Source organism: Streptomyces sp. NPDC002577, from assembly GCF_053594815.1.
Map to the genome: position 1 here is coordinate 168,927 of NZ_JBSFWK010000003.1, position 13,528 is coordinate 182,454.

The following is a 13,528-nucleotide window of genomic DNA, read 5'->3' on the forward strand; positions in this document are numbered from 1 at the left end:
GGTGTCCTCCACAGGAACCCGCAGCCGACTGCTTTCTTGATACTGACAGACCGCACACAGCCCCTCACCCGTGTCGACACCCGAGCGAGAGCAAAGACGAAAATGATCTCCCCACCAGCGCAAAGGCGTTCTAGGCTCGTCGGTACCGCCGAGTCGCGCAGTGCGGGGACGGGCACCGCACACGCACCGGAGCACCAGCGGTACTTGAGCGCCGCCCCCGACCGAGGGCGCCGCCGGGCAAGGAGGGCCGCATGACCGTACGGCGAGTAATGGGCATCGAGACGGAGTACGGAATCTCCGTCCCCGGCCACCCCAACGCCAATGCCATGCTCACCTCGTCCCAAATCGTCAACGCATACGCGGCGGCGATGCACCGGGCGCGCCGCGCCCGATGGGACTTCGAAGAGGAGAACCCGCTGCGCGACGCGCGAGGCTTCGACCTCGCTCGCGAAGCCGCCGACGCCAGCCAGCTCACCGACGAGGACATCGGCCTCGCCAACGTCATCCTCACCAACGGGGCACGCCTCTACGTCGACCACGCACACCCCGAATACAGCGCCCCCGAAGTCACCAACCCCCTGGACGCCGTCCTCTGGGACAAAGCCGGCGAACGCATCATGGCCGAAGCCGCCGAACGCGCCGCCCAGCTCCCCGGCGCCCAGCCCATCCACCTCTACAAAAACAACACCGACAACAAAGGCGCCAGCTACGGCACGCACGAGAACTACCTGATGAAGCGGGAAACCCCCTTCTCCGACATCGTGCGCCACCTCACCCCCTTCTTCGTCACCCGCCAGGTCGTCACCGGCGCCGGCCGCGTCGGCATCGGCCAGGACGGCCACGAACACGGCTTCCAGATCAGCCAACGAGCCGACTACTTCGAAGTCGAAGTCGGCCTCGAAACCACCCTCAAACGCCCCATCATCAACACCCGCGACGAACCCCACGCCGACGCCGAGAAATACCGCAGGCTCCACGTCATCATCGGAGACGCCAACCTCTCCGAAATCTCCACCTACCTCAAACTGGGCACCACCGCACTGGTCCTCTCCATGATCGAAGACGGCTTCATCGCCGTCGACCTCGCCGTCGACCAGCCGGTACGCACCCTGCACCAGGTCTCCCACGACCCCACCCTGCAGCGTCTCGTCACTCTCCGCAGCGGACGCACACTCACCGCCGTCCAGCTCCAGATGGAGTACTACGAGCTCGCCCGCAAATACGTCGAAGAACGCTACGGCGCCGACGCCGACGACCAGACCAAAGACGTCCTCACCCGCTGGGAAGACGTCCTCAACCGCCTCGAACACAACCCCATGAGCCTCTCCGGCGAACTCGACTGGGTCACCAAACGAGAACTCATGGAAGGCTACCGACGCCGCGACAACATCGACTGGGACGCCGCACGCCTGCAGCTCATCGACCTGCAGTACGCCGACGTACGCCCCGACAAGGGCCTCTACAACCGTCTCGTCGCCCGCGGCAAGATGAAGCGGCTCCTGGACGAGGAGACCGTCGAACGGGCCGAGGCGAAGCCCCCGGAGGACACCCGCGCCTACTTCCGCGGCCGCTGCCTCGAGCAGTACGCCGACGACGTCGCCGCCGCCTCCTGGGACTCCGTGATCTTCGACCTCCCGGGCCGCGACTCACTCCAACGGGTACCCACCCTGGAACCGCTTCGCGGAACGCGTAATCACGTCAAGGAGCTCCTTGACCGGTGCCGCACGGCGGAGGATCTGGTCAGGGTCCTCTCCGGCGGCTGACAGGGCAGACCGTGCCGGCAGCCCCGCAACGAACCGGGGCTGCCGCGGCTGAAAAGGACCGCGTCCGGGAATCATCGAGGTGGTCCCCGGACGTTGTAACAACGGCGGGGCCGATGTCGGACCCTGCTTGTAGGGTCTGATCTTGACCGATCGAACCGAGTCGGGCGAATCGAGCGGGGTGAGGGTTATGGCGACCAAGGACACCGGCGGCGGCCAGCAGAAGGCGACGCGCTCCACGGAGGAGGTCGAGGAGCAGGCGCAGGACGCGCAGGTCTCGGATGACCTCAAGGAGCGGCAGGAGAAGCTCAGCGACGACGTGGACTCCGTTCTCGACGAAATCGATGATGTGCTCGAAGAGAATGCTGAGGATTTCGTGAGGTCCTTCGTGCAAAAAGGCGGCCAGTAGAGTCTTTTGACCTTCGAATCAAAGGTTGGGTGGGGGCGGCCGAAGAAGTGTCCGAAGAACCGGGGATGAAACGCTGCTCGCGGTGCAGCGAGAGCAAGCCGCGGGCAGCGTTCGCCAGTAACAAGTCCATGGGTGATGGTCTCCAGGTGTACTGCCGGGAGTGCTCTGCGGAGTATTACCGGCAGCGTCAAGAGGCCAAGGGAAAGAGGGTCCGGCCTAAGGTGTCGGTTCCTGAAGGGTTCAAGCGCTGCCCGCAATGTGGTGAGGTGAAGCCGCATGATCAGTGGGAGCGCAACAAGTCCTCATCTGATGGCTGGGCAAGCTACTGCCGCGAGTGCCGCGCGCAGCGAAATCGCGTGAGCTACTTCAGGCGCAAGTACGGCTTGACGCCGGACGAGTTGGAGGGCTTGATCGCTGGGCAAGGCGGGGTCTGCGTGATCTGTTTGTCGGCTCGGCCTGAGCATGTGGATCACTGCCATGAGACGGGTAAGGTCCGTGGCGTACTGTGCTTCAGCTGCAACGCGGCTCTGGGACAGTTCAAGGATCAACCGGACGCCATGAGGCGGGCCGCTGCTTATGTGGAAGGGAACCCGTGGAAGCCAACACTCGTAGCACCGGGCGTCTACCAGCTGCCTTCCTGACGCCTGGGTCCTCGTCCTTCATGGACTTCCTGTCCGAGCACCAGCCGGAGATGCTGCCGGGCAAGCGGTCGCTGCCGCCCGTGCAGGGTGTGATCGAGGCGCCGCACGGCACGACGATCGTCGCTGTGTCGTTCCCCGGGGGTGTGGTGCTCGCCGGTGACCGGCGGGCGACGATGGGCAATGTCATCGCGCAGCGGGACATCGAGAAGGTGTTCCCGGCCGATGAGTATTCGGCGGTGGGTATCGCCGGTACGGCCGGTCTGGCTGTGGAGATGGTGAAGCTGTTCCAGCTGGAGCTGGAGCATTTCGAGAAGGTGGAGGGGACGCAGCTCTCGCTGGAGGGCAAGGCGAACCGGCTCTCCACGATGATCCGCTCGAACCTCGGTATGGCCATGCAGGGGCTGGCGGTGGTTCCGCTCTTCGCTGGGTATGACGTGGATCGTGAGAAGGGGCGGATCTTCTCGTACGACGTGACGGGTGGCCGTTCCGAGGAGCATGGCTATGCGGCCACGGGTTCGGGTTCGCTCTTCGCGCGTGGGGCGATGAAGAAGCTGTACCGCGAGGATCTGACCGAGGAGCAGGCCACGACGCTTGTGGTGCAGGCTCTGTATGACGCGGCTGATGACGATTCGGCGACCGGTGGTCCGGATGTTGCTCGCCGGATTTATCCGATTGTCACTGTGATCACCGATGACGGGTTCCGGAAGCTGACCGACGATGAGTCCTCTCAGATCGCGCGGTCGATTCTGGAGCGGCGCCTGGAGCAGCCTGACGGTCCGCGGGCCGCTCTGCTTTGATCCGTATCTGTCGGATCCGTTTGCGGGTCCTTTTGTGTGACTGACAGAACCACTGACAGAAAGGGACGGACAGCCGGTGTCGACGCCGTTCTATGTCTCACCCCAGCAGGCGATGGCCGACCGGGCCGAGTATGCCCGGAAGGGTATTGCCCGCGGTCGCAGCCTGGTCGTGCTGCAGTACACCGACGGCATCGTGTTCGTCGGTGAGAACCCGTCCCGTGCGCTGCACAAGTTCAGCGAGATCTATGACCGGATCGGTTTTGCGGCCGCCGGTAAGTACAACGAGTACGAGAATCTGCGGATCGGCGGTGTGCGCTATGCCGATCTGCGTGGTTACACCTATGACCGTGATGATGTGACGGCGCGTGGTCTGGCGAATGTGTATGCGCAGACGCTGGGCACGATCTTCTCGAGTGCGGCGGAGAAGCCGTACGAGGTGGAGCTGGTGGTCGCGGAGGTGGGGGAGACTCCCGATGGTGACCAGATCTATCGTCTGCCGCATGACGGGTCCATCGTGGACGAGCATGGTTCGGTCGCGGTCGGTGGTAATGCGGAGCAGATCAGCAGTTATCTGGATCAGCGTCATCGGGATGGTATGACGCTGGCGGAGGCTTTGAAGCTGGCTGTGCAGGCGTTGTCGCGGGATACCAATGGCAGTGAGCGGGAGATTCCCGCGGAGCGGCTTGAGGTGGCGGTTCTGGATCGTACGCGTCCGCAGAAGCGGAAGTTCAGGCGGATTGTGGGGCGGCAGTTGTCGCGTCTGCTTGAGGGGGATGGCTCGTCGGCGGTCACGAAGGTGTCGCCGGACGATGTTGAGGATTCCGAGGACGAGTAGCCCTCGCTGGCCCTGCTTGTACGTCGCGCCCCCGTTGCCATTCGGCCGGGGGCGCGGTCGTGTGTGGTCCAGCCGCACGTCATGGCTGTACGGCAGGCGGGGGCGCTGTCGAGTCGCGTACGACGAGCTGGACCGGCAGGTCCTCGGCGCCTACGGGCCGCCCGTCGAGTATGGCGAGGAGTGCGGTCATGCCTCGCTCGCCGACGTGTTCTGCGGGTAGGCGGACGGTGGTGAGTTCCGGGTCGACGGCGGTGGCGAGGGTGAGGTCGTCGAAGCCGGCGACCGAGACGTCGTCCGGGACTCGTAGGCCGAGTCGTCGCGCGGCTTTGCAGGCGCCGACGGCGAGGAAGTCGTCGTCGCAGATGAGGGCGGTGGGCCGGGGGCCCGGGGCGGTGAGCGCGGCTTCGGTGGCCGCCCGTGAGGCGTCGATGCTCAGCTCGGTGGTCATGGTGCGCAGGTCGGCGCCGGGTACGTCCCTGAGCGCGGCGGTGAGGGCTTGGGCGCGTACTTCGAAGGTCCAGGAGGTGACGGCGGAGGCGATGTGCAGGAAGTGCCGGTGGCCGAGGGTGAGGAGGTGGTCGGTGATCTGGCGCATGCCGTCGGCGAGGTCGAGGTTCACGGTGGCGGCGCCGGGGCTGTCCTCGGGGTTGCTGTCGAGCATGACGAGGGGGAGTTCGTCGCCGCGGATGGCGGCGAGGGCGTCGGCGGCCATGGAGGAGGCGATGACGCCGTCGAGGGCGGCGGCTGCGGAGTCGAAGGGGTCGCGGGCGGGGCCGGTGCCTTCGGGTGAGGGGTAGAGGACGACGCCGAAGCCGTGTTCGGTGGCGATGCGGGCGGCGCCGGTGTAGACGCGGGCGAAGAATTCGTTGGTCAGGGCCGGTACGACGAGGAGTGCGGTGCGGGTGCGGCCGAGGCGGAGGTTGCGGGCGGCGAGGTTGGGCCGGTAGCCGAGTTGCCGGGCGGCGTCGCGTACGCGTTCGGCGGTGGGTTCGGAGACGCGGCCACGCCATTTGTCGCCGAGGACGAGGGAGACGGCGGCCTGGGAGACTCCGGCCGCCCGGGCCACGTCCTTGCTCGTGGTCCGCGCCACGGGGGGCTCCTTCCGTGCTGTGCGGTGTGCTTTTGGGGTCGTGCCGGTCCGGTGGGGTCTGGCGCGATGAGGCGGGTTCCGGCGCAATGAAGTGGACCTGTGAACTGGGGTCATGGTACGTATGGCGGCGACGTTATACGTAAAACTTCGATCACCTCGTGCAGGGCGGCGGGCGCCATGGTGCGGGGGAGAGGGCGGGGCAGGGCATGGCCGCGGGATATGCGGAGATTCTCCGGACGAGGCATGCGGCGCGGCTGCTCGTGGGCACGCTGGTGGGACGTCTGCCGAATGCCACCGCGGCGATCGCGATCGTGCTGTTCGTGCGGGCGGAGGGCGGTTCGTACAGTCTGGCCGGTGCGCTGGCGGCGGTCTACGGGGTGGCGAACGCTGTGGGCCAGCCGGTGCTGGGGCGGCTCGTGGACCTGTACGGGCAGCCGCGGGTGCAGCTGCCCGCGGCTCTCGTGTCGGCTCTGGGTGCCGCGGTCTTCTCCTTCGTCGGCACCGACCGGCTCTGGTCGGCGCATGCCTCGGTGATCGTCGCGGGCCTGTTCGCGCCGCCGCTGGAGGGCGGCCTGCGGGCCCTGTGGCCGAAGATCCTGCGTCGTGAGGACCAGGTGCATACGGCGTACGCGATGGATGCCGTGGCGCAGGAGGTCATGTTCACGGTCGGCCCACTGCTCCTCACGTTGTGTGTGTCGCTGTGGTCGGCGCAGGCCGCGTTGCTGATCATCAATGCCGTCGGGCTGCTGGGCGCGCTGTCCGTGGTGGTGTCGGAGCCGTCGCGTACGTGGCGCTCGGCGCCCCGGGAGGCGCACTGGCTGGGCGCGCTGCGTTCCCCGGGGCTGCTGGCGCTGCTGGGATCGTTCCTGTTCATCGGCATGGCGCTCGGGTCCATCACGGTGGCCGGGGTGTCGTACGCCGATGGGCACGGGGGTGATGCGGTGTACGGCTGGCTGATGGCCGCGCTCGGGATGGGTGCCCTCGCCGGTGGTGCCGTGTACGGGGCGCGGCAGTGGAGTGGTGCGCCGGAGCGGCGGTTGCGCGGTCTGGTGACGCTGCTCGCGCTCTGCTATCTGCCGCTGATGCTGATGCCGGGTGCTGTCGGGATGACGGCGTTGACGGCCCTTGCGGGCGTGTTTCTGGCGCCGTGTATCGCGTGTGCGTTCATCATCGTGGACCGGCATGCGCCGAGCGGCACGGTGACGGAGGCGTTCTCGTGGCTGGTGACGACGTTCACGGTGGGGGCGTCGGTGGGTACGGCTGCCGTGGGGCCGGTGGTGGAGTGGGGCGGAGCGGTGTGGGGGTTCGCGGTTCCGGGGGCCGTTGCGGGCGCCGCGCTGCTTGTTCTGCTGGCCGGTGGGCGGGTCCTCGCAGCTCCCGGCGGTACGGGGAAGTTGGCGGGCGGATCGGAAAATGATCGAAACGGTGCTGTCGAACCCGGTTTCACGGCTGGGCATCAGGCGTAATGTTCAGTCATGGACCGCCGCATTTTCGGGCTGGAGAACGAGTACGGCGTCACGTGTACGTTCAGGGGACAGCGTCGTCTGTCTCCCGACGAGGTGGCGCGGTACCTCTTCCGCCGTGTCGTGTCATGGGGCCGTAGCAGCAATGTGTTTCTGCGCAACGGGGCCCGCCTCTATCTGGACGTCGGGTCACATCCGGAATATGCAACTCCTGAATGTGACAATGTGACCGAGCTTGTCACGCACGACAAGGCGGGCGAGCGCATTCTGGAAGGCCTGCTCGTGGACGCCGAACGCCGCCTGCACGAGGAGGGAATCGCGGGCGACGTCTATCTCTTCAAGAACAACACCGACTCGGCGGGTAACTCCTACGGCTGCCATGAGAACTATCTGGTGGCGCGGCACGGGGAGTTCTCGCGGCTCGCGGACATTCTCATTCCGTTCCTGGTCACCAGGCAGCTGCTGTGCGGTGCGGGCAAGGTGCTGCAGACGCCGCGCGGCGCCGTGTACTGCGTGAGTCAGCGGGCGGAGCACATCTGGGAGGGCGTCAGCTCCGCCACGACCCGCTCCCGGCCCATCATCAACACCCGCGACGAGCCGCACGCGGACGCCGAGCGTTACCGCAGGCTGCACGTCATCGTCGGCGACTCGAACATGTCGGAGACGACGATGCTGCTGAAGGTCGGCGCGACCGACCTGGTGCTGCGCATGATCGAGGCGGGCACGGTCATGCGTGACCTGACGCTGGAGAACCCCATTCGGGCGATCCGTGAGGTCAGTCATGACATCACGGGCCGCCGCAAGGTGCGGCTGGCCAGCGGCCGGGAGGCCTCCGCGCTCGAGGTGCAGCGGGAGTACTACGAGAAGGCGCTGGACTTCTGCGAGCGCCGCGGTATCCGTACGGGCACGGTCGCGCAGGTCCTGGAGCTGTGGGGCCGCACGCTGGACGCGATCGAGCAGGAGGACCTCGACCGGATCGGCACCGAGATCGACTGGGTGATGAAGTACAAGCTCATCGAGCGGTACCGGGCCAAGCACAACATGACGATGTCGCATCCGCGGGTCGCGCAGATAGACCTCGCCTATCACGACATCCACCGCCGTCGCGGGCTGTACTACCTGCTGGAGAAGAAGGGACAAGCGGCCCGTATCTGCAACGACTTGAAGATTTTCGAGGGCAAGTCGGTGCCTCCGCAGACGACTCGTGCCCGGCTGCGCGGTGACTTCATCCGCCGCGCCCAGGAGCAGCGCCGGGACTTCACGGTGGACTGGGTGCACCTCAAGCTCAACGACCAGGCGCAGCGCACCGTGCTGTGCAAGGACCCGTTCCGTTCGGTCGACGACAGGGTGGAGAAGCTGATCGCCGGTATGTGACGGGGAACAGCAGTACGCAACGCGGGGCGCCGTACGTTCCTCGTACGGCGCCCTCGTGTGCCCGTAGAGTTGCGCGCACGTCAACTACAAGATCGACCGATACGAGGCCCTTACCGTGCGCCGACGTTCCCTGCTCCTTGCCGTTCCGGCCGGCCTGCTCACGCTTGCCGGCTGTGGTGACGACAAGGCCGACAAGGCCAAGTCCACCGAGAGCCCGTCCGCTTCCGCCTCGGCGGAGCCCACCGCGAAGATCGTGTCCGGGCCGGTGCCCGCGGTCACGGCGGGTACGGCGTTCGGCGAGAAGCCGACCGTCGCCAAGGGCTCGGGTGAGCCGTCGAAGGACCTCGCGGTGAAGGTCCTGATCGAGGGCTCGGGTGCGGAGGTTGCCAAGGGCGACTATCTGCAGGCCCACTACCTCGGCCAGATCTGGAGCACGGCCAAGGTCTTCGACAACTCCTACGACCGCGGTGCGCCCTCGGTGTTCCCGATCGGGGCGGGGCAGGTCATTCCCGGATGGGACCAGGCGCTGGTAGGCAAGAAGGTCGGCAGCCGTGTGGAGCTGGCCATTCCGCCGTCCATGGGCTACGGCTCGGAGGGCAACTCGCAGGCGGGTATCAAGGGGACCGACACCCTTGTCTTCGTCGTCGACATCGTGAACGCCTTCGGCCCCAAGAGCTCCGCGAAGGGCAAGGTCGTCGCGCAGGACAACGCCGACCTGCCGAAGGTCGGCACGAACACCGACGGCAAGGCCCCGTCCATCGACGTGCCGAAGAAGGACGCCCCGAAGGACCTCGTGGCGAACTACGTGATCGAGGGCGACGGCGAGGAGGTGAAGGACACCGACAGCCTCCTCGTGCAGTACAAGGGGGTGCTGTGGGACGGTGGGAAGGAGTTCGACTCCACGTACTCGCGCAGCCAGCTCGCCTCGTTCTCGCTGCAGCAGGTCGTCAAGGGCTGGTCGCAGGGCCTGACCGGCAAGAAGGTCGGCAGCCGTGTTCTCGTCGTCGTCCCGCCGGCCCTGGGCTACGGCGACAACCCGCCGAGCGGCAGCGGCATCAAGAAGGACTCCACGCTGGTCTTCTCCGTCGACATCCTGGCGAAGATGTAAGACTGTCCGCGTTGCCCATCCGTACCAAGCAGGAGCATTTCACGTGAGCATCGAGAAGCCCGAGATCGACTTCCCGGGCGGCGAGCCGCCGGCGGACCTCGAGATCAAGGACATCTGGGAGGGCGACGGCCCGCAGGCCAAGGCGGGCGACACCGTCTCCGTCCACTACGTGGGCGTGGCCTTCTCCACCGGTGAGGAGTTCGACGCGTCCTGGAACCGCGGCACGCCGCTGCAGTTCCAGCTGGGCGTCGGCCAGGTCATCGCCGGATGGGACCGGGGCGTGCAGGGCATGAAGGTCGGCGGGCGCCGCCAGCTGACCATTCCGGCGCACCTCGCCTACGGCGACCGCGGCGCCGGCGGCGGCCGCATCAAGCCGGGCGAGACGCTGATCTTCGTCTGCGACCTGGTCGCGGTCTGAGCCGGTCTGTTCGGATCAGCTGCCTGATCAGATCCGGTCGGTCAGCGATGCTGATCACATCCGGTCAGCAGCCTTGATCACATCCGGTCAGGAGTGGGGCCCATGCCTTCTGGCATGGGCCCTCGGCTTTTGCCACGACACCGCTGAGCGGTACGGTCGACGATCGAAGCATCATAGGGAAGGGCGTCGATGGCCATCTCCAAGGCCGAGCGGCTGATGAATCTGGCGCTGTGTCTGCTCGGGACGCGGCGGCCGCTCAGCAAGCGCGAGCTGCGCGGCTCCATCGAGGCCTATCTGGAAGCCGGCTCCGACGACTCCTTCAACCGCATGTTCGAGCGGGACAAGGACGATCTGCGTGAGCTCGGCCTGGTCATCGAGACGGTGGAGAACCTCGACGGCGAGATCGGCTACCTGGCCCGCCGCGACAGCAACCGGCTGCCGCCCGTCACGCTCGACGCCGAGGAGGCAGCCGCCCTCGGCCTCGCCGCCAAGGTCTGGCAGCAGGCGAGGCTCGCCGGAGCCGCCAGCGGCGCCCTGCAGAAGCTGCGCGCCGCCGGCCTCCCCGAGAACGTCGACCCCTACGAGGCCCATGGCGCCCTCGAGCCGCACATCCCCGTGCACGAGGCGGCCTTCGAACCGCTGATGCTCGCCTGCCGCGACCGCCGCCCCGTCGCCTTCGAGTACCGCAAGGCCACCGCGGCCCGACCCGAACTGCGCCAGGTCGAACCCTGGGCGCTGGAGTGCTGGCGCGGCCACTGGTACCTGGCCGGCTGGGACCGCGAGCGCTGCGCCGAGCGTGTCTTCCGCCTCTCCCGGATCACCGGAAAGGTGCGCAACCGCCCGGGGAAGTTCACCGCCGCCGTGCCGGACGTCGTCACGGTCCGGGAGACCGTCGCGAGCTGGGCGGGCGAGACGGCAGACCGCAGCGCTCTGATCAGGCTGCGCGCCGGCGCGGGCTACCCGCTGCGCGCCAAGGCCGTCACCGTAAGGGAACTCGGCGACGGCTGGGACGAGTTGGAGATTCCGTACGGTCACGGCCTGGACGCCTGGCTGGTGGAGTTCGGGCCCGATGTGGTGGTCCTCGAACCCGCCGAGCTGCGGGCGGACGTCGTGGACCGGCTGCGCGCCGTGGCCAAGGGCTGAGAGGGACGTACTGAGCAATGGCAGCCAACGCCATCGACCAGACCCGGCGGATGCTCTCCCTGGTGACGTATCTGCGCGAGCGCCCCGGCGCGCGTGTCGCCGACGTCGCCCGCGCGTTCGGGATCACCGAGGACGAGCTGATCTCCGACCTGGACGTACTGCCGCTGTGCGGGACGAGCTTCCGCGGCGGAGACCTGCTCGACATCGACACCGACGGCGAGCGGATCTGGTGGCGCAACCCAGGCGCCCTCGCCGCAGAGGCTGCCGAGCCGCTGCGGATCGCCGCCGACGAGGCCACCGCACTGCTGGTCGCCGCCCGTGCCGTCGCGACCCTGCCGGGGCTGCGCGAAAGCGACCGTCAGGCGCTGTTGCGCGCCACGGCGAAGCTGGAGGCCGCGGCAGGCGAGGCGGCCGGCGCCAGCTCCCGGCTGTCCGTCACCTTCGAGTCCGAGGGCGGCGTCTTCGCGGACGTCGACCGGGCGATCTCCGAGCGGCGCAGACTGTGGATCCGCTACTACTCGCCCGCACGCGACGAGCTCACCGAGCGTGAGATCGACCCGATCCGGCTGGTGAGCGTCGGCCACACGTATGTGGAGGCCTGGTGCCGCCGCTCGGAGGCCCGGCGGACCTTCCGGCTCGACCGGGTCGCGGAGATCAGAATCCTCGACGAGCCGTCCGCCCCGCCCGAGGTCGAGCTGCGCGACCTCTCCGAAGGACTGGTCCAGCCCGCCGCCGAGGATCCCGAGGTGGTCGTCGAGGTGGGGCCCGGCGGCCGCTGGGTCGCCGAGTACTACCCGCACGACAGTGCCGAGGAGCTGCCGGACGGCGGCCTGCGGATCACGCTGCGCACGCCCGACCCCGCCAGCCTGCGCAGGCTCGCCCTGCGCCTCGGGCGGGACGGGCGGATCGTCTCTCCGCAGGACCTCGCCGACAGCGCCCAGCGCGCGGCACGCGAGGCGCTCGCCGCCTATGACGAGCCGGTCGGCACCGGCCTCCACCAGCCGCGTCCGCCTGCCGGCGAGCCCACCGGCGGACGGCCGGAAGCGCCCCGCGCCGGGCACACCGGCACCGGCACCCCAGCCGGCGAGCCGGCCGACACGCCGGGTGACCAGGCGCCCGGCGGACGGTATGGAGGCGATGCCGGCCCGGCGGCCGAGGTCGCCGTCGGCAGGCAGGGCGGTCCGGTGGGCGTACCGGCCGGGGAGGACCGGGCGAGCGCACCGGGCGGGCAGTCGGCCGGTGGTCCGAGCGGCGTGCCCGGTGCGCGGGGCGGAGCGCCCACACACGCACCGGCCGACGGGCCGTACGGCAAGGGCGGAGCCGAGGCCCAGGATTCGGCCGAGCAGGCCGAGGCGCCCGCTGCCGTTGAGGCAGAGCCCCCAGCCTCCGGGGTCCGGCCATCCGACAGGCGGGAGCAAGCGCTGTGAGCGGTACGGCGACGTCCGGTACGCAGGAGGCACCGGCAGCCATAGCCGAGGTGCCCGGTCAGGCCCCTGTGGTATTCAGGGCCGCCTGCCCCGATTGCCGCGCCCGCTTCGAGCTCGCCGCCGGCGCGCTGCGCCTCGCCATCGGCGGCAGCCGCCGCACCACCTTCTATTCGTTCACCTGCCCTGAGTGCGGCGCCGCCGTGCGCAAGCCCGCAGGCGAACGCATCGTGGAACTCCTCACCGGCGGCGGAGTGCGGACCCTGCGCCTCCACTCGACCGTCTAGGCTGACGGACATGTTCTGGCCGATGTTGGCGATCGCTGTGGGTTTCTGTGGACTTGCTGTCCTCGGAGTGCTGGCCGTCCGGGTCTTCGTGGAGGCCCAGCGGCTGGGGCGTCAGGTCACCGATTCCGCTAGCCGTATCCATCGGGCCGCAGAGGACCTGGAGCGCGCGGCGGTCGGGTGCCGCGCGCACGACCTGGGATAATCTTTGAATTTTCGAAAGCTTCTCGGGTAGTTGCTCCCTGTCTACTTCCCAGGTTCGCCAGGTACGCTGCTGAATCGCGGCCCGGAGAACGAGGCACGGGCCCGCGACTGGGAGTACGCACAGGGATTGCCCCGCGTTCACCCCTGAGCGTTACGATCGCTGCCAGCACGGTGGTCGGACAGCAGTCCGACCAGTCGGGCAGCAACCCCGCCCCTGCCGCCTCGGTGAGAAGGTAAAGACTTATGTTCGGAAGGCTCGGCGCACCCGAGATCATTCTCATCCTCGTCGTCATCGTCCTGCTGTTCGGCGCGAAGAAGCTTCCGGACATGGCGCGCTCGCTCGGCAAGTCCGCGCGCATCCTCAAGAGCGAGGCCAAGGCGATGAAGGAGGAGGGCAACAGCACGCCCGCTCCGGCCGGCCCGCCGAACACCGGCGAGCAGCCCCAGGCTCAGCGCACCATTCAGGCCGCGCCCGGCGATGTGACCAGCTCCCGGCCGGTCACCGAGCCGACGGACTCGACCCAGCGCTGACACAAGGCCGGCGACAGTCGGCCTGCCGCACGAGATGAGGACGTGGG

The 13,528-nt window shown here is 68.1% G+C and carries 14 protein-coding genes and 1 pseudogene; 14 read left to right on the forward strand and 1 reads right to left on the reverse strand.

Annotated features, from left to right (window positions below; genetic code table 11):
• Positions 1-251 precede the first annotated feature (251 nt).
• The 5 genes from dop to prcA all read left to right on the forward strand — a co-directional run bounded on the left by dop (position 252) and on the right by prcA (position 4,442).
• A complete protein-coding gene (gene dop, locus ACWD4J_RS06420; protein ID WP_451394164.1) occupies positions 252-1,763 on the forward strand; it encodes a depupylase/deamidase Dop in 1,512 nt (503 codons plus the stop codon).
• 187 nt (positions 1,764-1,950) lie between these two features.
• The gene (locus ACWD4J_RS06425; RefSeq protein WP_060902297.1) at positions 1,951-2,169 is read left to right on the forward strand and encodes a ubiquitin-like protein Pup; all 219 of its coding nucleotides are present in this window, start codon (positions 1,951-1,953) and stop codon (positions 2,167-2,169) included.
• Positions 2,170-2,297: 128 nt separating this feature from the next.
• Positions 2,298-2,810, forward strand: coding sequence for an endonuclease domain-containing protein (locus ACWD4J_RS06430; protein ID WP_451394165.1), 513 nt, complete (start codon positions 2,298-2,300; stop codon positions 2,808-2,810).
• Positions 2,762-3,607, forward strand: coding sequence for a proteasome subunit beta (gene prcB, locus ACWD4J_RS06435; protein ID WP_451394166.1), 846 nt, complete (start codon positions 2,762-2,764; stop codon positions 3,605-3,607). The genes ACWD4J_RS06430 and prcB overlap by 49 nt, the downstream gene beginning before the upstream one ends.
• Positions 3,608-3,683: 76 nt before the next feature.
• Entirely contained in the window at positions 3,684-4,442 is a 759-nt protein-coding gene (gene prcA / locus ACWD4J_RS06440; RefSeq protein WP_451394167.1) for a proteasome subunit alpha, read from the forward strand.
• A gap of 79 nt (positions 4,443-4,521) precedes the next feature.
• On the opposite strand, the gene ACWD4J_RS06445 is transcribed toward prcA, so the two are convergent.
• Positions 4,522-5,532, reverse strand: coding sequence for a LacI family DNA-binding transcriptional regulator (locus ACWD4J_RS06445; RefSeq protein WP_451394168.1), 1,011 nt, complete (start codon positions 5,530-5,532; stop codon positions 4,522-4,524).
• 206 nt (positions 5,533-5,738) lie between these two features.
• Here ACWD4J_RS06445 and ACWD4J_RS06450 point away from each other — a divergent pair, with 206 nt between their 5' ends.
• From ACWD4J_RS06450 to tatA, 9 genes and pseudogenes are all read left to right on the forward strand, one after another.
• A complete protein-coding gene (locus ACWD4J_RS06450) occupies positions 5,739-6,998 on the forward strand; it encodes an MFS transporter (RefSeq protein WP_451394169.1) in 1,260 nt (419 codons plus the stop codon).
• A gap of 9 nt (positions 6,999-7,007) precedes the next feature.
• Positions 7,008-8,369, forward strand: a complete 1,362-nt coding sequence (gene pafA / locus ACWD4J_RS06455) for a Pup--protein ligase (protein ID WP_351290085.1) — start codon at positions 7,008-7,010, stop codon at positions 8,367-8,369.
• Positions 8,370-8,484: 115 nt separating this feature from the next.
• Complete coding sequence (locus ACWD4J_RS06460; protein WP_451394170.1) at positions 8,485-9,477, forward strand: FKBP-type peptidyl-prolyl cis-trans isomerase; 993 nt, start codon at positions 8,485-8,487, stop codon at positions 9,475-9,477.
• A gap of 43 nt (positions 9,478-9,520) precedes the next feature.
• Positions 9,521-9,895 (forward strand): FKBP-type peptidyl-prolyl cis-trans isomerase, encoded by a 375-nt coding sequence (locus ACWD4J_RS06465; RefSeq protein ID WP_451394171.1) that lies wholly within the window; start codon positions 9,521-9,523, stop codon positions 9,893-9,895.
• A gap of 189 nt (positions 9,896-10,084) precedes the next feature.
• Positions 10,085-11,038 (forward strand): helix-turn-helix transcriptional regulator, encoded by a 954-nt coding sequence (locus tag ACWD4J_RS06470; RefSeq protein ID WP_451394172.1) that lies wholly within the window; start codon positions 10,085-10,087, stop codon positions 11,036-11,038.
• A gap of 17 nt (positions 11,039-11,055) precedes the next feature.
• Positions 11,056-12,030, forward strand: a pseudogene (locus tag ACWD4J_RS06475) (helix-turn-helix transcriptional regulator); the annotation flags it as partial.
• 476 nt (positions 12,031-12,506) lie between these two features.
• Complete coding sequence (locus ACWD4J_RS06480) at positions 12,507-12,749, forward strand: hypothetical protein (protein WP_451394362.1); 243 nt, start codon at positions 12,507-12,509, stop codon at positions 12,747-12,749.
• A gap of 10 nt (positions 12,750-12,759) precedes the next feature.
• Positions 12,760-12,951 (forward strand): hypothetical protein, encoded by a 192-nt coding sequence (locus ACWD4J_RS06485; RefSeq protein WP_451394173.1) that lies wholly within the window; start codon positions 12,760-12,762, stop codon positions 12,949-12,951.
• A gap of 242 nt (positions 12,952-13,193) precedes the next feature.
• A complete protein-coding gene (gene tatA / locus ACWD4J_RS06490; RefSeq protein ID WP_451394174.1) occupies positions 13,194-13,481 on the forward strand; it encodes a Sec-independent protein translocase subunit TatA in 288 nt (95 codons plus the stop codon).
• Positions 13,482-13,528: the final 47 nt, after the last annotated feature.

Excerpts from the sequence above, each read along its gene's own strand:
- dop (WP_451394164.1), top strand. The coding sequence starts at position 252 with ATGACCGTACGGCGAGTAATGGGCATCGAGACGGAGTACGGAATCTCC.
- ACWD4J_RS06425 (WP_060902297.1), top strand. The coding sequence starts at position 1,951 with ATGGCGACCAAGGACACCGGCGGCGGCCAGCAGAAGGCGACGCGCTCC.
- ACWD4J_RS06430 (WP_451394165.1), top strand. The coding sequence starts at position 2,298 with ATGGGTGATGGTCTCCAGGTGTACTGCCGGGAGTGCTCTGCGGAGTAT.
- ACWD4J_RS06450 (WP_451394169.1), top strand. The coding sequence starts at position 5,739 with ATGGCCGCGGGATATGCGGAGATTCTCCGGACGAGGCATGCGGCGCGG.
- pafA (WP_351290085.1), top strand. The coding sequence starts at position 7,008 with ATGGACCGCCGCATTTTCGGGCTGGAGAACGAGTACGGCGTCACGTGT.
- ACWD4J_RS06470 (WP_451394172.1), top strand. The coding sequence starts at position 10,085 with ATGGCCATCTCCAAGGCCGAGCGGCTGATGAATCTGGCGCTGTGTCTG.
- ACWD4J_RS06485 (WP_451394173.1), top strand. The coding sequence starts at position 12,760 with ATGTTCTGGCCGATGTTGGCGATCGCTGTGGGTTTCTGTGGACTTGCT.
- tatA (WP_451394174.1), top strand. The coding sequence starts at position 13,194 with ATGTTCGGAAGGCTCGGCGCACCCGAGATCATTCTCATCCTCGTCGTC.